This is a genomic window from Pseudomonas sp. R38(2017) (assembly GCF_002112395.1).
GTDB lineage: Bacteria > Pseudomonadota > Gammaproteobacteria > Pseudomonadales > Pseudomonadaceae > Aquipseudomonas.
The window spans coordinates 357,883-379,857 of sequence record NZ_NEHN01000004.1 but is presented as its reverse complement, the minus strand read 5'-3'; the positions used below and the strand labels follow the sequence as shown (position 1 = coordinate 379,857).

Annotated in this window: 19 protein-coding genes; 9 read left to right on the top strand and 10 right to left on the bottom strand. The window is 61.5% G+C overall.

Annotated elements, in window-relative coordinates:
• Positions 1 to 8: 8 nt before the first annotated feature.
• Complete coding sequence (locus tag CAF87_RS11680; protein WP_170929590.1) at positions 9 to 821, bottom strand: HDOD domain-containing protein; 813 nt, start codon at positions 819 to 821, stop codon at positions 9 to 11.
• A 227-nt stretch (positions 822 to 1,048) separates the two neighbouring features.
• Between CAF87_RS11680 and CAF87_RS11675 the strand changes: the two genes are divergently transcribed.
• The 6 genes from CAF87_RS11675 to ilvD all read left to right on the top strand — a co-directional run bounded on the left by CAF87_RS11675 (position 1,049) and on the right by ilvD (position 8,703).
• Positions 1,049 to 1,588 (top strand): type 1 glutamine amidotransferase domain-containing protein, encoded by a 540-nt coding sequence (locus CAF87_RS11675; RefSeq protein WP_085731545.1) that lies wholly within the window; start codon positions 1,049 to 1,051, stop codon positions 1,586 to 1,588.
• 124 nt (positions 1,589 to 1,712) lie between these two features.
• Positions 1,713 to 2,909: a class I SAM-dependent rRNA methyltransferase gene (locus CAF87_RS11670; protein ID WP_085731544.1), complete on the top strand. Its 1,197-nt coding sequence runs from the start codon at positions 1,713 to 1,715 to the stop codon at positions 2,907 to 2,909.
• A gap of 445 nt (positions 2,910 to 3,354) precedes the next feature.
• Complete coding sequence (locus CAF87_RS11665; protein WP_085731543.1) at positions 3,355 to 4,428, top strand: SagB family peptide dehydrogenase; 1,074 nt, start codon at positions 3,355 to 3,357, stop codon at positions 4,426 to 4,428.
• Positions 4,425 to 5,381 carry a diiron oxygenase gene (locus CAF87_RS11660; protein WP_085731542.1) on the top strand — a complete coding sequence of 319 codons (957 nt, stop codon included), beginning with the start codon at positions 4,425 to 4,427 and terminating at the stop codon, positions 5,379 to 5,381. Before CAF87_RS11665 ends, CAF87_RS11660 begins: the two co-directional genes overlap by 4 nt.
• Positions 5,374 to 6,606: an MFS transporter gene (locus CAF87_RS11655; RefSeq protein WP_085731541.1), complete on the top strand. Its 1,233-nt coding sequence runs from the start codon at positions 5,374 to 5,376 to the stop codon at positions 6,604 to 6,606. Before CAF87_RS11660 ends, CAF87_RS11655 begins: the two co-directional genes overlap by 8 nt.
• A gap of 255 nt (positions 6,607 to 6,861) precedes the next feature.
• The gene (gene ilvD, locus CAF87_RS11650) at positions 6,862 to 8,703 is read left to right on the top strand and encodes a dihydroxy-acid dehydratase (RefSeq protein ID WP_064380052.1); all 1,842 of its coding nucleotides are present in this window, start codon (positions 6,862 to 6,864) and stop codon (positions 8,701 to 8,703) included.
• A gap of 61 nt (positions 8,704 to 8,764) precedes the next feature.
• Here the strand turns inward: ilvD and CAF87_RS11645 are convergent, their stop codons facing one another.
• Positions 8,765 to 9,820, bottom strand: coding sequence for a phosphorylcholine phosphatase (locus CAF87_RS11645; protein ID WP_085731540.1), 1,056 nt, complete (start codon positions 9,818 to 9,820; stop codon positions 8,765 to 8,767).
• A 242-nt stretch (positions 9,821 to 10,062) separates the two neighbouring features.
• On the opposite strand from CAF87_RS11645, the gene CAF87_RS11640 reads away from it, so the two are divergent.
• Positions 10,063 to 11,454, top strand: coding sequence for an L-cystine transporter (locus tag CAF87_RS11640; RefSeq protein WP_085731539.1), 1,392 nt, complete (start codon positions 10,063 to 10,065; stop codon positions 11,452 to 11,454).
• A gap of 40 nt (positions 11,455 to 11,494) precedes the next feature.
• Here CAF87_RS11640 and CAF87_RS11635 read toward each other — a convergent pair whose 3' ends face one another.
• The gene (locus CAF87_RS11635) at positions 11,495 to 12,007 is read right to left on the bottom strand and encodes a dihydrofolate reductase (RefSeq protein WP_085731538.1); all 513 of its coding nucleotides are present in this window, start codon (positions 12,005 to 12,007) and stop codon (positions 11,495 to 11,497) included.
• Positions 12,008 to 12,092: 85 nt separating this feature from the next.
• On the opposite strand from CAF87_RS11635, the gene CAF87_RS11630 reads away from it, so the two are divergent.
• Together CAF87_RS11630 and CAF87_RS11625 are read left to right on the top strand one after the other, a co-directional pair.
• Positions 12,093 to 13,466, top strand: a complete 1,374-nt coding sequence (locus tag CAF87_RS11630; protein ID WP_085731537.1) for a DUF2868 domain-containing protein — start codon at positions 12,093 to 12,095, stop codon at positions 13,464 to 13,466.
• Positions 13,459 to 14,844 (top strand): GTPase/DUF3482 domain-containing protein, encoded by a 1,386-nt coding sequence (locus CAF87_RS11625; protein ID WP_085731536.1) that lies wholly within the window; start codon positions 13,459 to 13,461, stop codon positions 14,842 to 14,844. The genes CAF87_RS11630 and CAF87_RS11625 overlap by 8 nt, the downstream gene beginning before the upstream one ends.
• Here CAF87_RS11625 and CAF87_RS11620 read toward each other — a convergent pair.
• From CAF87_RS11620 to CAF87_RS11590, 7 genes are all read right to left on the bottom strand, one after another.
• Positions 14,841 to 15,266: a hypothetical protein gene (locus tag CAF87_RS11620; RefSeq protein WP_085731535.1), complete on the bottom strand. Its 426-nt coding sequence runs from the start codon at positions 15,264 to 15,266 to the stop codon at positions 14,841 to 14,843. The two genes, CAF87_RS11625 and CAF87_RS11620, sit on opposite strands and share 4 nt — an antisense overlap.
• Positions 15,267 to 15,352: 86 nt before the next feature.
• The gene (locus CAF87_RS11615) at positions 15,353 to 15,919 is read right to left on the bottom strand and encodes a phosphonate degradation HD-domain oxygenase (RefSeq protein ID WP_085731534.1); all 567 of its coding nucleotides are present in this window, start codon (positions 15,917 to 15,919) and stop codon (positions 15,353 to 15,355) included.
• Complete coding sequence (locus tag CAF87_RS11610) at positions 15,919 to 17,082, bottom strand: TIGR03364 family FAD-dependent oxidoreductase (RefSeq protein ID WP_139831715.1); 1,164 nt, start codon at positions 17,080 to 17,082, stop codon at positions 15,919 to 15,921. The genes CAF87_RS11615 and CAF87_RS11610 overlap by 1 nt, the downstream gene beginning before the upstream one ends.
• Before the next feature lie 43 nt (positions 17,083 to 17,125).
• Entirely contained in the window at positions 17,126 to 18,151 is a 1,026-nt protein-coding gene (locus tag CAF87_RS11605; RefSeq protein ID WP_085731532.1) for a putative 2-aminoethylphosphonate ABC transporter substrate-binding protein, read from the bottom strand.
• A gap of 47 nt (positions 18,152 to 18,198) precedes the next feature.
• Positions 18,199 to 19,923: a putative 2-aminoethylphosphonate ABC transporter permease subunit gene (locus CAF87_RS11600; RefSeq protein WP_085731531.1), complete on the bottom strand. Its 1,725-nt coding sequence runs from the start codon at positions 19,921 to 19,923 to the stop codon at positions 18,199 to 18,201.
• The gene (locus CAF87_RS11595) at positions 19,923 to 20,999 is read right to left on the bottom strand and encodes a putative 2-aminoethylphosphonate ABC transporter ATP-binding protein (protein ID WP_085731530.1); all 1,077 of its coding nucleotides are present in this window, start codon (positions 20,997 to 20,999) and stop codon (positions 19,923 to 19,925) included. The genes CAF87_RS11600 and CAF87_RS11595 overlap by 1 nt, the downstream gene beginning before the upstream one ends.
• A gap of 107 nt (positions 21,000 to 21,106) precedes the next feature.
• Complete coding sequence (locus tag CAF87_RS11590) at positions 21,107 to 21,970, bottom strand: LysR family transcriptional regulator (RefSeq protein ID WP_085731529.1); 864 nt, start codon at positions 21,968 to 21,970, stop codon at positions 21,107 to 21,109.
• Positions 21,971 to 21,975: the final 5 nt, after the last annotated feature.

The following is a 21,975-nucleotide window of genomic DNA, read 5'->3' as shown; positions in this document are numbered from 1 at the left end:
TTCCTTAATCAGTGCGCGCCAAGTTCGCGGATTGTCTGCTTCAACGTTTCGAAGTCGTAATCCGAGAGGCCGATGTACTCAAGCACCAGCGGCCCGACGGCCTGCCACTCGAAGTCTTCGCTCTGGTTGCCCAGCACCCGGTAAGACGCGCAGATGTGCTCGGCCATTTTCAGGATCGCCAGCAGGTTTTTCATCTGGCTGTTACGCGAAGTCTCGTCGCTGAAGATCGCCATGGCGTTGTGGTGATTGGCGATGGCCGCGCTGACATGCTCCGGCAGGCGCCAGGACTTGGCGGTGTAGTAACCGACCACCGAGTGGTTGGTGTTGTAGACATCGTTCTCGGTGTCCACGACCCGGCGTTCGGCACCCGCGTTGGCATAAGCCTGTTCGAGTGTCTTCATGTAATCCGGGAAACGCTGAAGCATCAGCGGCACGCCGCAGTCGTGGAACAGACCCAAGGCGTAAGCCTCGTCGCTCGCCTCGGTGCCGACGCGCTTGGCCAGGGTCAGGCAGGTCATGGCCACGTCCTGGGCGGTGTCCCAGAAACGGTTCAGGGTGACGATGGTGTCGTCGTTCATCTCGCCCTTGATCGACATGGCGTTGATCAGATTGATGATCGAACGGCTGCCCAGCAGGTTCACCGCGCGCTTGATCGAGGTGATCTTGTTGCTCAGGCCGTAATACGGCGAGTTGACGATTTTCAGCAGCGAGCCGGAAAGACCGGGATCCTGGGAGATCAGCTTGGCGATCGTCTCCAGGTCCGGGTCGGGCATGTATTGCTCCATTTGCAGATCCACCATGATCTGCGGCTGCGCGGGCACGCTGATGCCTTGCAGGGACTGTTGAATCTGTTCGGTGGTCAGCTCTTGGGACATAAGTACACACTCTGGGACAGGCGGCGATTCTAACCTCTAAAAACCGACGCACGACACACCAGTGGGCAATTCGCAGGAACTTTCACTTTTCCCCAGCCTTCGGAATCTGTAGTGCCCGGAACAGTTCTCCATCTGTCTCGGGCAGTAATCCCAACAGACTCAGGAGCTTAACGATGGCTAATTCTCTCGGCAGCAAGCGCGTCGCTTTTCTGGTAACCGATGGTTTCGAGCAAGTTGAACTGACCGGTCCCAAACAGGCACTCGAGCAGGCTGGAGCGCAGGTTGACATCCTCTCCGCCGAAACCGGCAACGTCAAAGGCTGGAACCACGATAAACCTGCGGACGACTTCAAGGTCGACCAGACTTTCCAGGGCGCAAGCATCGATCAGTACGACGCCGTGGTGCTCCCGGGCGGCGTGCAGAACTCTGACACCATCCGCATCGACCAGGACGCGCAACATCTGGTCAAGACCGGTGCCTCCGCCGGCAAACCGATCGCGGTGATCTGCCACGGTAGCTGGCTGCTGATTTCGGCCGGGCTGGTCAATGGCAAGACCATGACCAGCTACAAGACCGTCAAGGACGATCTGGTCAATGCGGGGGTGAACTGGGTCGATCAGGAAGTCGTAAAAGACGGCAACCTGATCAGCAGCCGCCAACCGGACGATATTCCGGCATTCAGCAAAGCGCTGATTGACGCGCTGTCGGCATAGAGCACAGGCGGGTGGACACGGGGGTGGGCCTGCTTGTAACGAGGTCCGCCGCGTTTCATCGCGCGCCAGACCCGGCATAAGGCGCAACACGGTATACTCCCGCTCTTTTTTTCGGAGCGACGTCATGTCCCTGCCTAGCTTGCGCCTCAAAGCCAACGCCGACCGTCGCCTGCGCGCCGGCCATCTGTGGGTCTACAGCAACGAAATCGACGTAGCCGCCACCCCGTTGCACGGCTTCAAGGCCGGCGACCAGGCGATCCTCGAAGCCGCCGGCGGCAAGCCGCTGGGCATCGTGGCCATGAGCCCGAACAACCTGATCTGCGCCCGCCTGCTGTCGCGCGACATCAAGCTGCCGCTGGACAAGTCGCTGCTGGTGCACCGCCTGAACGTGGCCCTTTCCCTGCGTCAGCGCCTGTTCGACAAACCGTTCTATCGTCTGGTCTACGGCGATTCCGACCTGCTGCCGGGTCTGGTGGTCGACCGTTTCGGCGACATCCTCGTGGTGCAACTCGCTTCGGCGACCATGGAAGCCCATAAAGATGACGTGATCGCGGCGCTCACCCAAGTGCTCAAGCCAAGCGGCATCCTGTTCAAGAACGACTCCGCCGCCCGCGATGCCGAAGGCCTCGAGCGTTACACCGAAACCGTCTTCGGCGTGGTGCCGGAGTGGGTGGCGCTGGAAGAGAACGGCGTGAAATTCGAAGCACCAGTCGTTCAAGGTCAGAAAACCGGCTGGTTCTACGATCACCGCATGAACCGCGCCCGCCTCGCCCCTTACGCCAAGGGCAAACGCGTGCTGGACCTGTACAGCTACATCGGTGGCTGGGGCGTGCAAGCCGCCGCATTCGGCGCCAGCGAAGTGTTCTGCGTCGACGCTTCGGGCTTCGCCCTCGACGGTGTGGAGCGCAATGCCGCGCTGAACGGTTTCGCCGACAAGATGACCTGCATCGAAGGCGACGTCTTCGAAGCCCTGAAGGAGCTCAAGGCCAGCGAAGAGCGCTTCGACGTGATCGTGGCCGATCCGCCTGCGTTCATCAAACGCAAGAAGGACATGAAAAATGGTGAAGGCGCCTACCGCCGCCTGAACGAGCAAGCCATGCGCCTGCTCAACAAGGACGGCATCCTGGTCAGCGCTTCGTGCTCGATGCACCTGCCGGAAGACGATCTGCAGAACATCCTGCTGACCAGCGCCCGTCACCTGGATCGCAACATCCAGTTGCTGGAACGCGGCGGTCAAGGCCCGGATCATCCGGTGCACCCGGCCATTCCCGAAACCCGCTACATCAAGAGCATCACCTGCCGTCTGCTGCCCAACAGCTGACAGACGCACGGCATTGACGCTATCGAAAGGGGAGCCCACGGGCTCCCCTTCTTTTTGTCTTGCTCTTTGCTTTCCTACATTGATCGTCTTGCCGACGTGCAGGATATTTCCTTAAATATTTTATTTACTGGAATTTAACTTACACACTTACTTCCAGCCAAAGATCACTCCGACAAAATTACTGGATTATTCCTACTTAATATTTGCTTGCGATTAATCCATTACAAACTATTATTAAGTCGTCACCACGAAGGTGGCACCAACTAATCACGAAACACCAATGAACAAGGAGTTCAATCATGAAAGCAATTACTCTGGAATCCCGCACCCTCGCAAACCTGGCTTTTCTGGTCGCACCTAAAGCCCGTTAAGTAAGGTTGGCGCTGGGTATGCCGGCTACCCAGCGCCTCTGGCAAAACATTCATCCAGAGCAGCGTGCCCCAACATGCATATAAATCCTTATTTATTCATACTGCCACGAACGCCCGGCCAGATAGTCTGGAACTACAAAGACCATACTCAGCACGAACTTGATTTTGAATACTCTTCTCGACTGGCACAACTTATTCACGAGCCGGCTTCATATGACAGCGACAACACAATAGACACGCAACTTTTAAATGCAGGAATACTGACTTCTTCAAAAATCGCAGCGCCGGTCTGGGGCTGGGATGAACTGTCCAGGATCTACCATATCGGTACCCGGAATATTCCCTGCGAACACACGCCCCGAAATATTCAGGAATGGTCCAGGCAATACCTCGAACACTGCAACACTGTACTCGCCACTTCGCCTCCGGCGGACGTCCCTGCAGACACCGGCCCGAACGCACTCATCGCCCTGCCCCCGCCGATGGCACCGACTGACGACAGCCTGTCGGGTTCACTGATCCGGCGAAAGACCTGCCGATCCTTCACCGGCGCCGCGGTGTCGCTGGGCGACGTCGGCACCTTGCTATACCTGTCCCTCGGTTACCTGCGAGAACGCGAAGCCGACGGTGACGACAGCATCGCCGAAGGGCTTGATGCGCGGCGCAGCAGCCCTTCCGGGGGCGGCCTCAATGCCTGCGCCGGTTTTGTGCTGGTGCAGAACGTCGACGGACTACCACCCGGCGTATACGCCTATCACCCGGTCGAACACGCCCTGAGTTTCGTCAACCCCTTGCCCGACACAGCGCCGGGCAATCTGCTGGGAGGCCAGCACTTCATCAACAACCTGCCACTGGGCCTGTTCATCACCGCCCGTTTCGACAGGCTCTGGTGGAAATACCCGCACTCACGCGCCTATCGAATGGCGTTCGTCGAAGCCGGGCATCTTTCACAGACGTTTCAATTGGTTGCCACCGCGCTAGGTATGAATACCTGGCTGACAGGCGCATTCGCCGACGATCAGGTTGAAACATTGCTGCAACTTCAGAACGGTACCGAGCAACCGCTGTTCTTCGTCGGTTGCGGAGAAAGCGACGGTCAGGCGATGTGCCAGGAAATGCGCGACCTGCTGCGTGAGACGCCAGCATGAGCCTGCTCTCCCAGGCCCCGCTCTTCGAGTTTTCGCTGGGTGACTGGAGCACTCGCGCATCCGTGCGAACCAGTACCCACGATTACCGCTTGCCGGCTGATATAGCGCAACAACTGGAAACCCGTCACTGGTTCCCGCCGGCATTTCTGCCTTACCTCGCCCACCCGGCCATCGAAGCCGCAGGCCGCTTGGTGGTGCACCGGCTCACGGCCAATCATCTGGTGCACTTTCTCGACTACACCACCCTGCTCGAACACCGCATCGTCAATCGCGCCGTGGAAGTCATCGTCCACGGCGAACTGCCGGTCGATGTTCCGCCGCCCATGAAAACCGCCGCGCTGCAGCTCTACACCGATGAGGGCTACCACGCCCTGTTTTCCCATCAGGTCGCGGAACAGATCGCCAGGTTCTACGGCATCACCGGGCGCCCGGTGGTGCCCAGGCGGATCACTCGCATGATCAGGCTGATCGACGAAACCCTTCCGGAGCAGCGACCGCTGACATGGTTTCTGCTCGGCTTCGTCTCGGAAACCATCATTGCCCGGGAACTGCTCGACGTCTGCCGGGACAGCCTGGTGTCCGGGGTCAACGACATGCTGCGCGATCACCTCACCGACGAGGCGCGCCACAGTCGCTACTTCACTGAAGTGTTCCATTACCTCTGGCTGCATCTGGGACCGCAGCAACGAGCTTTCGCCGCCACCACCCTGCTCGAGATCTTCGGGATTTTCTTCGAAACCGATGAACAGTGGCTGCGGCAAAGCCTGTGCGCCACCGGGATTGCCGACGGTGCCGTGCTGGAAATACTCGACAGCCTGACAACAGCACAAGCCTCCCGACGACGTGCCCGGACAGGCGGCATCGCCACATTGAATGCACTGAGGAAGGCCGGATTTTTCGCCGAACCTTACAACCAGATACTTTTCGCCAGGGCAGGATTGATCGATGGGTAAAGGAAAATCCGGGGTGACGACCCGACAGCGTCGCGGGGCCGTCAGCCTGTTGCTGGCGATGGTATTGCTGGGTGTTTTTCCGCTGGATGTCGTGCTGCCTTCATTTCCGGCGCTGGCCGAGCACTTTCGCAGCGCCCCGGCCGACATCGCGCTGTCAATCAGCCTGTTCGCCGTCGGCATCGCCTTCGCCCAGTTGCTGATCGGACCACTGTCGGATGTAATCGGGCGCAAGGGCCTGCTGCTCGCCGGCATGAGCGTTTCAATGCTCGGCGCCCTCGGCTGTGTAATGACCACTGACTATTCGCTGTTCCTGATGTTCCGGGTCGTGCAGGCGCTGGGCTGCGGTTGCTTCGTGCTGTCCCAGGCGCTGGTCCAGGATCTGTTCGAAGGCGAGGAACGCGATCGTCTGCGAATCCTGATGGTCACCGCCGGCGGGATTTTCATCTCGGTATCGCCTCTTGTCGGTACTTTCCTGCAGGCAACCCTGGGCTGGCGTGGCAGCTTCTGGGTGTTCATCGCATTATCGGCCGTGGTACTGCTCAAGGCCTGGCTGTTTCTGGAAAACAGCCGACCGACCACCCGTGGCACACGCACGAACTTCCTCACGGCTTACCGACGGGTGCTGGGGAATTTCGACTTCGTCGGCTACTGGCTGATTTCGGCATTTGCGTTCGCCTGCCACTTTTCATTCATCGTGATATCGCCGCTGATCTTCATGGACCGGCTGCAATTGTCCGCCTACGAGTTCTCCTTGATCCTGCTGATCTACGGTGCGGCTTACGTCACCGGAGGCATTCTCGCCAGCGTGCTGAGCAGGCGCATCAGCAGCGGCCAACAGATGGTCGTCGGTCTGAGCCTGATCCTGTTCGCCGGCGTGACCATGTTGTACTTGTCGTCGAGTTTTGCTCTGGCTCCAGCGACAGTGCTGATCCCGATGCTGATCTGCACCGCCGGCACCACTATTGCCCGGCCGGCCGCCACCTCCAGGGCCATGAGCCTGTTTGCGGACAACGCCGGCACCTCGGCCTCGGCCGGCAGCACGATCACCTTCATCTGCGGCGGGTTGATCAGCGCTTTGATCAGCCTGAGCCCGGCCAATCTGCAATCCACCCTGGGTTACGCCTTTGTCTTGCTCAGTGGTGTGGCGCTCGCCTTGAACAACCGGATCAGCCGTCGCGCCAGAGTCTTGCAAGCCGACGCCATCGCACAGCCGGGTGGCGATTGAACCTGCCGGTCGTCATTCCGCACGCGGCGTCAGCACTGGAACAACGTTTTGCGCCATTCCCTCCTGACGCCAGCGGTGTAGAATCGCGAGATTCATCGCCATTCATCCCCGGCGGGTTTATGAGCTCAGGCTGAGACCAGCGGCGATCCCGCAACGTCATCGGCAACTTCAGGACACACGGCCATTTCTGAGTGTTCCAGACGTCAATAGAAGCTCACTCCCTTTTGATACCTGATTAGCCGCCCGGAGTGCTCCATGCCAGATTACCGCTCGAAAACATCCACCCACGGCCGCAACATGGCCGGCGCCCGCGCACTGTGGCGCGCCACCGGGATGAAGGATGACGACTTCAAGAAGCCGATCATCGCCATTGCCAACTCCTTCACCCAGTTCGTACCGGGCCACGTGCACCTGAAGGACCTGGGCCAGCTGGTTGCCCGTGAAATCGAACGCGCCGGTGGCGTGGCGAAAGAATTCAACACCATTGCCGTGGACGACGGCATCGCCATGGGCCACGACGGCATGCTGTATTCGTTGCCGAGCCGCGAGATCATCGCCGACTCCGTCGAATACATGGTCAATGCCCACTGTGCCGATGCCATCGTCTGCATCTCCAACTGCGACAAGATCACCCCGGGCATGCTGATGGCCGCCCTGCGCCTGAACATCCCGGTGATCTTCGTTTCCGGCGGCCCGATGGAAGCCGGCAAGACCAAACTGGCCAGCCACGGTCTCGACCTCGTCGACGCCATGGTCATTGCCGCCGACTCCAGCGCTTCTGACGAGAAGGTTGCCGAGTACGAGCGCAGCGCCTGCCCGACCTGCGGTTCGTGCTCCGGCATGTTCACCGCCAACTCGATGAACTGCCTGACCGAAGCCCTGGGCCTCGCATTGCCGGGCAACGGTTCGACCCTGGCCACCCACAGCGACCGCGAACAGCTGTTCCTGCAGGCCGGCCGTACCATCGTCGAACTGTGCAAACGCTATTATGGCGAGAACGACGAGTCGGTACTGCCGCGCAACATTGCCAACTTCAAGGCGTTCGAGAACGCGATGATGCTCGACATCGCCATGGGCGGTTCGACCAACACCATCCTGCACTTGCTGGCCGCCGCACAGGAAGCCGAGATCGACTTCGACCTGCGCGACATCGATCGCCTGTCGCGCAAGGTGCCGCAACTGTGCAAGGTCGCGCCGAACATCCAGAAGTACCACATGGAAGACGTGCACCGCGCCGGCGGCATCTTCAGCATTCTCGGTTCGCTGGCCCGTGGCGGTCTGCTGCACACCGACCTGCCCACCGTGCACAGCCGCAGCATGGAAGAAGCCATCGCCAAGTGGGATATCACCCAGACCGACGATGAAGCCGTGCACCATTTCTTCAAGGCAGGCCCGGCCGGCATTCCGACGCAAACCGCGTTCAGCCAGTCGACCCGCTGGGAAACCCTGGACGACGACCGTGAAAACGGTTGCATCCGCAGCTTTGAGCACGCCTATTCGAAAGAAGGCGGCCTGGCCGTGCTGTACGGCAACATCGCCCTGGACGGCTGCGTGGTGAAAACCGCCGGTGTCGACGAGTCGATCCACGTCTTCGAAGGCAACGCGAAGATCTTCGAAAGCCAGGACAGTGCCGTACGCGGCATCCTTGCCGACGAAGTGAAGGAAGGCGACATCGTCATCATTCGCTACGAAGGCCCGAAAGGCGGCCCGGGCATGCAGGAAATGCTCTACCCGACGTCGTACCTGAAATCCAAAGGTCTGGGCAAAGCCTGCGCCTTGCTGACCGATGGCCGTTTCTCCGGCGGTACCTCCGGTCTGTCCATCGGCCACGCTTCGCCAGAGGCTGCGGCCGGCGGCGCGATCGGTCTGGTGCAGGACGGTGACAAGGTGCTGATCGACATCCCGAACCGCTCGATCAACCTGTTGATCAGCGACGAAGAACTGGCGGCACGTCGGGTCGAGCAGGACAAGAAGGGCTGGAAACCGGTCGAGAAGCGTCCACGCAAAGTGACCACCGCCCTCAAGGCCTACGCCCTGCTGGCAACCAGCGCCGACAAGGGTGCGGTGCGTAACAAGGCGATGCTCGACGGCCTGTGATACTTAGCCGTCGCGCATAAAAATGCCCCGCCAGGTGCGGGGCATTTTTTTGCCTTGAGGCTTACTGAATCTCTTCCGGCTTCACGATCACCCAGTTCTTGTCCGCCGTCACCGGCAAACCTTCTTTCGCCTGGGCCGCCGCGTGCTTGGCCATCATGCCGTTGAGCTGGGTCATGTACTTGTCCTTGCGGTTGACCCACAGGTGAATGCCGCCCTTGGCCACGTCAACGCTGTGGAACAGCATGTAGCCGTCGCTGCTCGGGGTGTCGCCGCCCACCAGTACCGGTTTTTTCCACTCGTCGATGTAGGTCAGGATCGCCGCGTGCTTGCCGGCCATCCAGGTCGCCGGGGTCCACAAGTAAGGTGTCAGTTCCAGGCCGAGGTTGGCCTTTTCGTCATACTTGCCGGCAGTGATCTGCTTGCGCGCAGTGGTCAGTTCGCCGGTCTCGCGGTTCTTCAGCAACGTGGTCACGCCGATCACGTTCTGCGGTTTGACGTTGTAGCCATACTTCGGATCGGCCGCGACCATGCGCACCAGTTCTTCGGAGGCGGCGGTCATCACGTAGACCTCGATACCGTTCTCCATCAATTTGTTGTACAGCTCGGCCTGACCGGTGAAGACTTTCGGCGGCTGCACGTCGATGTTCTTGACCACATCGCCTTCGTAATAGGTCGCCGGTACCGGTTTGCCCGAGGCCATCAGTTCGTCGACGTAGCCTTTGAGCTCCTTGAGGGTGAAGCCGGAGAACACCTGCGCCACCCATGGGTAGCAGACCATGTCGTCGACTTCGCAGAGGCGGTAGTAGTAGCTGAACAGGCTTTCCTTGTGGTCGGCGGTGTCCTTGAACGGAATCAGCTTCAGCGACGGGTCGAGCTTGTCACGGGTGATCAGGCCCTTGTTTTCCATGAACGGCAGCAGCGACTCTTCGAGGTCGTAGCGGTAACTGGTGTTGTCCATGTCGAACACCGCGTAGTTACCCTTGTTGGCGTTGGCCGCGATCATCGCGTCCAGCGCCTTGGCCTGATCCGCCGGCCAGTGTTTCAGGTCAGTGGCGAACGCTTGGCCAACAAGGCCGAAGCAGAGTGCGGCAGCCAGCATTTTAGGTGCGAACTTCATTCTGCGTTTCTCCCCGGTTTGAAAGAGATCGACGCTAACAAATCAGTGTGACAGTTCCCGTCTGTCAGCGACCGTCCTCGTCCCTTTTGCGCCAGCTGCATCCCCGAGAGCGACACACGCTTATTCCAAAAACGACGGACGACCTTCAATTTCGGTATTAATTCATTGGAAATCAAACTGTTAGGCTTGCCGGTTCGCAGCAGCCCCGGAAGGCTGTTGGCAAAGTCTTTTCTGGAGAACTCATGAATCTGCCGCTGATTCTCAACCTGCTGGTGTTCCTCGCCCTGCTCTTCGGTCTGGCGCAAACCCGCCACACCTCGTGGAGCCTGGCGAAAAAAGTCCTGCTCGCCCTGGTGCTGGGCGTGGCGTTCGGCGTCGCGCTGCACACGATCTACGGTGCCGGCAACCCGGTGCTGAAAGCCTCGATCGGCTGGTTCGATCTGGTGGGCAACGGTTACGTGCAGCTGCTGCAGATGATCGTGATCCCGCTGGTGTTCGCCTCGATCCTCAGCGCGGTGGCCCGCCTGCACAACGCCTCTTCGCTGGGCAAGATCAGCTTCCTGACCATAGGCACGCTGCTGTTCACCACGGCGATTGCGGCGCTGATCGGCATCGGCCTGACCAACCTGTTCGGCCTGACCGCCGAAGGCCTGGTCGCCGGTACTCAGGAAATGGCCCGTCTGCAAACCATTCAAACCGACTACGCCGGCAAGGTCGCTGACCTTAACGTGCCACAACTGCTGCTGTCGTTCATCCCGCAGAACCCGTTCGCCGACCTGGCCCGGGCCAAACCGACGTCGATCATCAGCGTGGTGATCTTTGCCGCGTTCATGGGGGTTGCTGCGCTGCAACTGCTCAAGGATGACGCCGAGAAAGGTCAGAAAGTGATCAACGCCATCGACACCCTGCAAGCCTGGGTGATGCGTCTGGTGCGCCTGGTGATGAAGCTGACCCCGTACGGCGTGCTGGCGCTGATGACCAAAGTGGTGGCCGGTTCCAACCTGCAGGACATCATCAAGCTCGGCAGTTTCGTCGTGGTGTCGTACCTCGGTCTGGGCCTGATGTTCGTGGTGCATGGCTTGCTGGTGTCGGCGGCCGGGATCAACCCGCTGCGCTTCTTCCGCAAGATCTGGCCGGTGCTGACCTTCGCCTTCACCAGCCGCTCCAGCGCCGCAAGCATCCCGCTGAGCATCGAAGCGCAGACCCGTCGTCTGGGCATTCCGCAATCGGTGGCAAGCTTCGCCGCCTCGTTCGGCGCGACCATCGGCCAGAACGGCTGCGCCGGTCTGTACCCGGCAATGTTGGCAGTGATGGTTGCGCCAACCGTCGGCATCAACCCGCTGGATCCGCTGTGGATCGCGACGCTGGTGGCGATCGTGACCCTGAGTTCGGCCGGTGTGGCGGGCGTGGGCGGCGGCGCGACCTTCGCCGCGCTGATTGTGCTGCCGGCCATGGGCTTGCCGGTTTCGCTGGTGGCGTTGCTGATTTCGGTCGAGCCGCTGATCGACATGGGTCGTACGGCGCTGAACGTGAGTGGTTCGATCACCGCTGGCGCGATTACCAGCCAGGTGATGCAGCAGACCGACAAGGCCCTGCTGGATGCCGATGAGCATGCGGAGCTTGTTCAGGCTTGATTGACGCTGTGGCGAGGGAGCGAGCTCCCTCGCCACAGATTCAGGCTTTTTCCCAGACTTCGAAGTGGTAAGCCGGTTTGTCGCCTTCAGCCGGATTCGGCACATTCGACACCAGTTTCCACTGATTCAGATCGAACTCCGGAAACCACGCATCGCCTTCCGGGCTCAGCGCCACACGGGTCAGATACAAACGATCCGCCTGTGCCAGCCCTTGCGCATACAGTTGCGCCCCGCCAATCAGCATCAACTCGTCGACGCCCTGCTCTTTCGCCCACTCTTCGGCACGAACCACGGCAGCTTCCAGCGACGGATAGACTTCCGCACCTGCCAGCACCAGATCCTGCTGACGGCTGACTACGATGTTCAAACGGCCCGGCAACGGACGACCCAGCGAATCCCAGGTCTTGCGACCCATGATGATCGGCTTTCCGAGCGTCGTGGCCTTGAAGTATTTGAAGTCCCCCGGCAGGTGCCAGGGCATGCTGTTATCGACGCCGATCACACGGTTTTCACCGAGGGCTGCGATCAGGCTGAGGGGGAGTGATTTAGTCATGCCGGCGAGGATACCAGAGCCGCGCTTACCCCGATAAGCGCCACAGCGGTTATGCTCACGGCTCAATCAAGCAACGGGATGCCGCGTGACTGAACTGACTTCACTGCAAAACCTCTGGCTCACCGAAACCGTGCGCCTGCGCGAAGAACACGCAGGCCCGCTGGACGATCAGGAAGCCAATCGCCTGGCCCGCGCGGCCGGCGGCGATCTGCCGGGACGCATTCAGCGCCGCGCCCTGTGGCTGGCCGAGCGCGATGGGCTGACCTCTGCGCTCAGGCACTGGCTGCAAGGCGCACGCCTGGCGCTGGTGTTACTGGCGATCCTCGCCGTATTGAGCGGCGCGGGTCTGGCCTTCGCCGCACTGGGCCAGACGCCGGTCAATGTGTTCTGGGCCCTGGGCAGCCTGCTCGGGCTGAATCTGATTCTGCTGTTGAGCTGGGCGCTTGGGCTGATCTTCGCTGGCGAACATGGCGCCACTCTTGGCCGCTTGTGGTTGTGGCTCAGTGAAAAACTCGCCCGCGACGCCAAGGCTGCGCAACTGGCGCCGGCCCTGCTGTTGATGCTGCAACGCCAGAAACTCAATCGTTGGGCGCTCGGTACGCTGGTCAATGGACTGTGGTTGCTGGCGATGTTCAGCGCGCTGGTTTTGCTGCTGACGCTGATGGCGACCCGTCGCTACGGCTTCGTCTGGGAAACCACGATTCTCAGCGCCGACACGTTCATCAACATGACTCAGGCCCTCGGCGCATTGCCGGCGTTGCTGGGTTTCAACGTGCCGACTGTGGACATGATCCGCGCCAGCGGCGACACCGCGCTGAACATCGAAAGCGCCCGTCAGGCCTGGGCGACCTGGCTGGTCGGCGTGCTGGTGGTGTACGGCGTGCTGCCGCGCCTGCTGTTGGCGCTGTTCTGCTTCTGGCGCTGGAACAGCGGCAAAGCCGCATTGCGGCTGGACCTGAACCTGCCCGGTTACGCCCAACTGCGCGAACGCCTGATGCCGACCAGCGAACGCCTCGGCATCACCGACCCCGAGCCAGCGCAATTGCACCGCGTCGAAAGCACCGTCGGCGAACACGCCAGCAACGGCGCGTTGCTGGTGGCGATCGAACTAGACGATCAACACCCATGGCCGCCGACGCTGCCAAAAAACGTCAGCAACGCCGGCATCCTCGACAGCCGTGAATCGCGCAATAAGCTGCTCGAACAACTCAGCCGCTTCCCGCCGGCGCGCCTCGCGATTGCTTGCGACCCACGGCGTTCACCGGATCGCGGCAGCCTGGCGCTGATTGCCGAGCTGGCGCGCAATGCCACCGCGACCCGCGTCTGGCTGTTGCAGGCGCCACAAGGTCAGGCGCTGGACGCCGAACGCCTCGGTGACTGGCACGTGGCGCTGCAACAACTGGAGCTGCCGTTCGCCGATTGCGCCCCGTTGAACTGGCTGGAGCACGGACATGACTGATGCCTGGAAAGCGCCGCTGAAACTGGCGGTGGTCGGCCATACCAACGTCGGCAAGACTTCGCTGTTGCGCACCCTGACCCGCGACGTTGGTTTCGGCGAAGTCTCCCATCGCCCGAGCACCACGCGGCATGTCGAAGGCGCGCGGTTGTCGGTGGATGGCGAGCCGTTGCTCGACCTCTACGACACGCCCGGTCTGGAAGATGCCATCGCCCTGCTGGATTTTCTCGAGCGTCTTGAACGCCCCGGCGAACGCCTCGACGGTCCGGCACGGCTGGCGCGGTTTCTCGACGGCAGCGAAGCGCGCCAGCGTTTCGAACAGGAAGCCAAAGTGCTGCGGCAACTGCTCGATTCCGATGCCGGCCTGTATGTGATCGACGCCCGTGAACCGGTGCTGGCCAAGTACCGCGATGAACTGGAGGTGCTGGCCAGTTGCGGCAAACCGTTGCTGCCGGTGCTGAATTTCGTCAGCAGCGCCAACCACCGCGAACCGGACTGGCGTGAAGCACTGGCGCGTCTGGGGCTGCATGCATTGGTGCGTTTCGACAGCGTCGCCCCGCCGGAGGATGGCGAGCGGCGGCTGTACGAAAGTCTCGCGTTGCTGCTGGAAAATGCCCGCCCGCAGCTTGAACGGCTGATCGCCGATCAACAGGCCCAACGTCTCGCCCGCGAGCAAAGTGCCGCACGCCTGATCGCCGAATTGCTGATCGACTGCGCCGCGTGCCGGCGCAGTGTGGCGAGCAACGCCGAGCAGGAACAACAGGCCATCAGCGAACTGCGCAAAGCCGTGCGCCAACGCGAGCAGAAATGCGTCGAAGCACTGCTCAAGCTCTACGCCTTCCGCCCGCAAGACGCCGCCGCCAGCGATCTGCCGCTGCTCGACGGGCGCTGGGGCGATGACCTGTTCAACCCGGAAACCCTCAAGCAACTGGGCGTGCGGGTCGGCGGCGGGATTGCGGCCGGTGCAGCCGCGGGGGCAGGTGTGGATTTACTGGTCGGCGGCATCACCCTCGGCGCCGCCGCCCTGGCCGGAGCAATTGCCGGCGGCGCCCTGCAAACCGCCCGCAGCTACGGCAATCGCCTGCTCGGCAAGATCAAAGGGCAGCGGGAACTGACGGTCGACGACAACGTATTGCGACTGCTGGCATTGCGTCAGCGGCAACTGCTGCAAGCGCTGAATGCCCGTGGTCATGCAGCGATGGATACCGTTCAGGTGGCGACGCCGCAGGACAAGACCTGGCGCGAAGGCAAGCTGCCGGAGGCATTGAACATCGCCCGGGCCCACCCGCAATGGTCGTCGCTCAATCCGCATCCAAAGCTGAATCAGGCCCAGCGTCAGGAACAGATCGATGAGCTGGTGAGCAACGTCCTCGAACTCTAGAACCAGCCAAGTTTGAGGAACTGTTTGACCAGCGCCGTCACGCGGCTGCGATCCGTGCGATTGGCGCGCCCGTCGTTGTCGACGTCCGAACACAGGACAACCTCGAAGCTGCCATCGTTATCCAGGTCATGGACGGCAGCTTTATAAGCGATGGTTTCGCCCTCGTGAAAGTGCAGCCTGACTGACTCCGGTGTTCCATCGCCGCCGGGGTTCAGAGCGAAGATCCGCAGATGTCGCGCATCGTCATCGGCCGCATTGAACCAGGCACATTTCAGATAGGTGCTGGAGAAGCTGCGCAGTTGCGCGACTTCGCGAACTGACGCTTCGCGCCAATCCTGTTCGCTGTCATGAAAGCGCAGCTGGACACTGTGCCCCGCGCCGCTGCTCGATCGATCCCGAGCAATCACTTTCAAAAAACGCATCCGTGCGCTCCTTCGGCAAAAAAACCAGTCTGGGCCGAGGGGGCAACACGCGCCATGCACCGTTTCCCGGTTTGACGTAAGAAGGTTCAGCGCGCCTCGCGGGACAACACGGTGAAGGCCTTGTGCTTCAAGACTTCAAGATCAATCACCGGTACGGCCATTTCCTTCGCCAGCTCATCCCACTGACGCATCCTCAGACTGACGTCGCACAACGGATCCTGCTCGAACGCATCGGCTTCAGCCTCCGTCATCACCCCGCCCTGATATTCCAGGGTGCGGCGGCTGGCTTCGCTCAAGCGTTCGTAATAGCCCGATTCCCTGAGCGTCAGATAACGCTTGGCCTGGACGTGATACTCCACCAGCCGCGCCAGGCGCCCGCTGAATCCGGCTTCACGCAAATAGTCCGCACCGAGCCGTTCGTGGCTGACCACGCCATAACCGCCCATGTTCTCCGCGCCCTCGGCACAAAAATGGCCGATGTCGTGAAAGAACGCGGCGAGTACCACTTCGTCGTCGAAGCCTTCGGCGATGGCCAGTTGCGCCGCCTGGGACATGTGTTCGATCTGCGACACCGGTTCGCCGATGTAGTCGCTGGCGCCGAAGCGCTCGTAGAGGCCGAACACCCGGTCGATGACTTGCTCGTGACTCAACATCAAAGCTCTCCAAAAAGCTGTGCAACATTGCGCTCGGCCATGGCCGGGCCGACGCTCATGCCGACGCCGCTGTGCATCAGCGCCACATTCAGCCCCGGCGCCGGACGCAGGAACGAAAACGGACCTGGTCCACGGGAACCATAGACACCCTGCCAGCGCTCGACCACTTGCACCTTGCAGCCGAGAGTCTGTTCGGCCAGTTCGAGCATCCAGTTGTCGACCTGCTCGGCGTTGAACGGCGATGGATCGCTGCCGTAATGGTGCGAGTCGCCGATGATCAGTTCGCCATACGGCGTCGGGCTGATCAGCAGATGAATGCCGTTTTCCTGCAGGTGCGGTTGTTCGCGCAGGATCTGTGCCTGCACCGCCACCGCTTCCGGCAAGTCGGCGAAGGCGCCGTAATGCACGCAGCTGAGACCGGTGAGCAAGGCGTGTTGCAAGTTCAGGTCAATCTGCGGCCGAGCGCGAAGCATTTGCAGGCGGCAGATTTGCGGGTCGAGGGCGGCAATCGGTTCGGCCAGCAAGGTCTGATAATCATGGCCGGAGCAGACGATGATCTGCTCGGCGGTGAAGGTGCCGGCCGTGCTGTGCAGGCGTCCCGGTTCGACGTCGCGCACCAGCGTCGAGAAGTGAAACCCGACGTTGAGTTCGCGGCGCAGGTATTCGATCAACGCCGGAATCGCTTCCCGGGAATACAGTTGTTGATCGTCCATCCCGTGCAGCGCGGCGCGGTGATGGCTGAACTGACCGCCATACAGATCGCGCAGCGCGGCACCGCGTAGCAGCTCGACGCGGTAGTCGTGCTCGACGGCGCGCCCGGCGCAGAAGGCTTCGAGCAAGTGTTCTTCGGCCTCGGTGCGGGCGAACAGGTACGAGCCGTTGCGCTTGAGTTGCAGCCCGGCGAGTTGCGCCCACTGGCCCCAGAGTTCGCGGCTGGCCTTGGCCAGCTCCAGCATCGGGCCCGGTGGCTGGCCGGTGACCAGGGCCTGACCGAAGTTGCGTACCGAGGCGCCGAGTGGTGTGGCGGTGCGCTCGAAAACCGTGACCTTGAGACCGCGCCGGGCGGCGGCATAGGCGTGGGACAGGCCCATAATGCCGGCGCCGACGATCAGCAAGTCTTTGTGTTGTGTCATTGAGAAGTGCTCTGAATAAGAGACCACCATTGCTGGCAAGCCAGCGATGGGGCCCTGTCAGTCGATGAAGTTCTTACTTGGCAGCGACTTTCTCGGACTTGCCGTCATAACGCTTGCGCCATTCGGTCAGAATCTCGTCGCGGTTCTTCGAGGCCCAGGCAAAGTCGTTCTTGATCAGGCGCTGTTCGTAGTCGGCCGGCAGTTCGGTCTGCGGCTTGGCGATGCCCGGCTGTGCGAGGACGGCGAAGTTTTCCTTGTACAGATCCATCGCCGGGGCGCTGGCGGAGAAGTCGGCCAGTTTCTTCGCGGCTTCTTCGTGCGGTGTGCCTTTGATCACGGCAGTCGCTTCGATCTCCCAACCCAGGCCTTCTTTCGGCAGGATGATGTCCAGCGGCGCGCCCTGACGCTTCAGCTGAACGGCCGGGTACTCGAAGGAAATCCCGATCGGGAATTCGCCCGCCGCCGCCAGTTTGCAAGGCTTGGAACCGGAGTGAACGTACTGGCCGATGTTCTGGTGCAGGCCGTCCATGTAAGCCCAGCCCTGCTTCTCGCCGAAGGTTTGCAGCCAGGCGCTGACGTCGAGGAAACCGGTGCCGGACGAGGCCGGGTTCGGCATCACGATCTTGCCTTTGTACTCAGGCTTGGTCAGGTCCTGCCAGCTCACCGGTTTGGTCAGACCTTGTTTTTCGGCTTCGACGGTGTTGAAGCAAATAGTCGCAGCCCAGACGTCCATACCGACCCAGGCTGGCGGGTTGGCGGCATCGCGGTAGTTCGCGCCGATCTTGCCCAGGTCCTTCGGCGCGTAGCTTTGCAGCATGCCTTGCTGATCGAGGATCGCCAGGCTCGAAGCGGCCAGGCCCCATACCGCGTCAGCCTGCGGACGCTCTTTTTCGGCCAGCAGTTTGGCAGTAATGATCCCGGTGGAATCACGCACCCACTTGATCTCGATGTCCGGATTGGCCTTTTCGAACGCTTCCTTATAGCTCTTGAGCTGTTCGGCTTCGAGAGCGGTGTACACCGTCAACTCGGTTTTTGCCGCGAAGGCATTCAGGCTGAAAGTAGCGAGCACAGCAGCGGCCAGGGCCATAGGCTTGAACATGATCGTTTTCCTGTCGGTGAGTTGAGGCTATCGGGATAAGTCGTGGATCAGTGGCCGGGCGCCGTTTGCCGCCAGGCCTGGGAACGGCGCAGCAAGCCGCGCGAAGCCCACGCCAGCAGCAAGGACACGCCCGCCGAGGTGAACAGAATCAGGGTCGACATCGCCGCCGCACCACCGACGTTGCCGGCGTCATCCATGTTCAGCACCGCCACCGCCGCGAGGATGGTGTCGGGGCTGTAGAGGAAGATCGCGGCGGACACGGTGGTCATCGCAGACACGAACAGATAGCGCACGATGTCCAGCAGCGCCGGCAGGCAGATCGGCACGGTGACCCGCAGGTAATGCCGGTACAGCGGCGCCTTGAGCGACAGCGCGGCGGCTTCGAACTCGGCGTCGAGCTGACGCAGCGCGGTGGTGGCGGTCATCTGCGCGGTGGTCAGATAGTGAGCAATGGTGCAGACGATCAGCAGGGTCATGGTCCCGTACAGCACATGCAACGGATTGCCAGTCAGGTTGAAGAAGAAGACGTAACCCAGACCCAGCACCAGCCCCGGCACCGCCATCGGTACGAAACTGAGCATGCGTAGCGTCAGATTCAGCCCGCGCTGGCTGCGGGTCTTTTCCATCAGGTAGGCGCCGGTGAAGATCAGCACGCTGCCGATCAACGCCGTGCCCAGAGCCATCTTCAAGCTGTTGCCGTAGGCCAGCCAGCCACCGCCGGCGGTCTCGTTGAACTGATAGTGGTTGAGCGACAACGACAGGTTGTACGGCCAGAACTTCACCAGCGACGAGAACACCGCCATGCCGAACACCAGCAGCAACGCCGCGCTGATCAGCAGGACGATGGCCAGATAAAAGGCATCGCGCTTCTTCGACGGCGCCGGTTTGAACACTTGGGCGCGGCCGCTCATGGAGTCGCCGTGACGACGACGCAGCCAGGCATCGACACCGAAGCTGAACAGTGCCGGCAGCAGCAGAACCATGCCGATCAAGGCGCCGCGACCGAATTGTTGTTGGCCGACCACCGCTTTGTAGGCTTCCAGCGCCAGCACTTGGTAGTCGCCACCGACCACCACCGGCACACCGAAATCGGTGATGGTCAGGGTGAACACCAGACAGAACGCGGCGAACACGGCCTGGCGTGTCGCCGGCCAGGTAATGCTGCGGAACGCTTTTGGCGGACTGGCGCCCATGCTCGACGCGGCGTCGAACAGTCGCGCATCCGCCAGCGACAGGGCTGACAGCAAAATCATCAAGGCGTGTGGGAAGGTGTAGATCACCTCACCCAGAACAATCCCCCAGAAGCCGTAGATGTTGTCCGACAGCAGCCCGCGCAACATGCCCTGATTGCCGAACAGATAGACCAGGGCAATCCCCGGCAACATCGACGGCGCCATCAGCGGCAGCAGGGAAATCCCGCGCCAGATGCCTTTTGCGGGAATCAGCGTACGTTGCAAGGCGTAGGCAAACAGGTAGGCCAACGGTACGACGATCGCCGCCACGCTGAGGGAAACTTTCAGGCTGTTGCCGAGCAGCCAATGGAAATTGTCGCTGCTCACCAGCTCCTTCGCGGCGAGCCAGCCACCGCCCTGCCCGGCTTCGCTGCTGAAACCGCGCCAGAAGATCGCCAGCAACGGCAACAGCACCGCCACACCGAGCAGCACCAGCAGCAGGAGTTTGCCGCCGAGGACGAAGATCCGGTCGCCGACCTCGGCCCCGGCCACCTGCCGCGCCTGCTTTTGCGGTAGCGGCAGTGCGAGGTTGCTGTTCATCAGGCAAACACCTGCAGGCTGCGTGGCGGCAAGGCAACCATGATCTGCTGGGCGCCGAGGCGCGGCATGGCTTCCGGCGCCAGTTCGGCGAGTAAGGCATGGCCGGGCAATTGATCAAGTTCGAAGCTCATGCGGCAGCGGTTGCCGAGGAAAGTGATCTCGCGGACCTTGGCCGGGAACAGGTTTTCTTCGTGCACCAGCGGATTGACGTTGATCGCTTCCGGACGGCAGAACAGTCGGCCCGACGGACTATGGACGCTGCCATCGGCCAGACGCAGGTTCATCCCGCCGACCTTGGCGTGGCTGTCGCTGCTGCGCTGGAATGGCAGCCAGTTGCCCTGGCCGACAAACTCGGCCACGAACGGTGTGGCCGGACGGTTGTAGATTTCCTGCGGGGTAGCGTACTGCTCGACCTTGCCGTTGTTCATCACGGCGATGCGGTCAGCCATCAGCATGGCTTCGTCCTGATTGTGGGTGACCATCAGGGTGGTGATGCCGAGGTTGCGTTGCAGTTGGCGCAGCTCGGTGCACAGGTGCTCGCGGACGCGGGCGTCGAGGGCCGACATCGGTTCGTCGAGCAACAGCAGCGACGGCGCCGGGGCCAGCGCTCGGGCCAGAGCAACTCGTTGTTGCTGACCGCCGGACAACTGGCCCGGGTACTTTTTCTCACTGCCGGTGAGGCCGACCAGTTCCAGCATCTGACCGACACGACGGCGTACTTCATCGCGACCACTGCCGGCGAGGCCGTAGGCAATGTTCGCTTCGACGGTCAGATTGGGGAATAGCGCGTAGGACTGGAACAGGATGCCGTAGTCCCGAGCCTGTGGCGCGAGGTGGGAAACGTCGCGCTCGCCGAGGTACAACTCGCCGCTGTCCTGCTTCTCCAGACCGGCGATGCAACGCAACAGCGTGGTCTTGCCACAGCCCGACGGGCCGAGCAGGCACACCAGCTCACCGGCCGCGACATCGAGGGAGACATTATCCAGCGCGGTGAAGGCGCCGAAGCGCTTCTGCACGCCGCACACTTTCATCGGGGCGCCGGGGTTGGTCAGGGCAGTTGCGATTGCAGGGTTCATGGACAGACCTCATCAAGCAGATGAGGCAAATCCTAGAGTTGTAATGCGTCGGTCATATGGCAACGAGGCAAAATCGACCGATAGTGGTATTCAGGGATTTTGGTTGATCAGGCTGGGGACATTTCCTGCGCCAGCCCCAGAAACGCCGCCGGTAGCCGGGCGTTCTTGCGTTCCTTCAGGCAGTAGAGGTATTCAGGAATCTGCGGCGCATTTTCGAGGGTCAGCACCCGCAACTGCGGATCATGCGGCACTTCCTGGCGGGCAATGATGCTGATACCGATGTTGCGCAGCACCGCCTCGCGGATCGACTCGCGGCTGCCGATCTCCAGCAACGGGCCAAAACCGACCCCGGCGCCGGCCAGCAATTCTTCGGTCAGGCGACGGGTGGTCGAGCCCGGTTCACGCATCAACAGGGTATGCCCGGCCAGCGCGTTCAGCGTCACATGGTCGTGCGCCGCCAGCGGATGATTGCGATGCACCGCCAGCACCAGCGGATCGCTGCCGAGCACCCGGCGGATCAGCCGCGCATCGTCGAGCAACTGCGATGACGCCGCGACATCCACTCGATAATCCTCCAGCGCTTCGAGCACCTGCTGTGAATTTCCGATTTCCACCGAGACTTCGACCTGCGGCAGACGCTCGCGAAAGGTCTTCACCAGATCGAGGATGTAATACGGCGCCGTGGCGGCGATGCGCAGCGTGCCCTGTACCTGGCCGCTGTTACGCAGGAAGAATTCGATATCGGCCTCCTGCTGCAACAGCGCCTTGACCATCGGCAACAGCCGCGCGCCTTCGTCGCTGACACTCAGCCGTCGGCCGCCACGGTAGAACAGCTCCACCGAATACTGGCTTTCCAGATTACGGATCTGGGTGGTCACGGTCGGTTGACTGAGGCCGAGCTTTTTCGCCGCCAGCGTGATGCTGCCCAGACGGGCCACCATGTAAAACGCTTTCAGCTCGGCACTCAGCACAACCG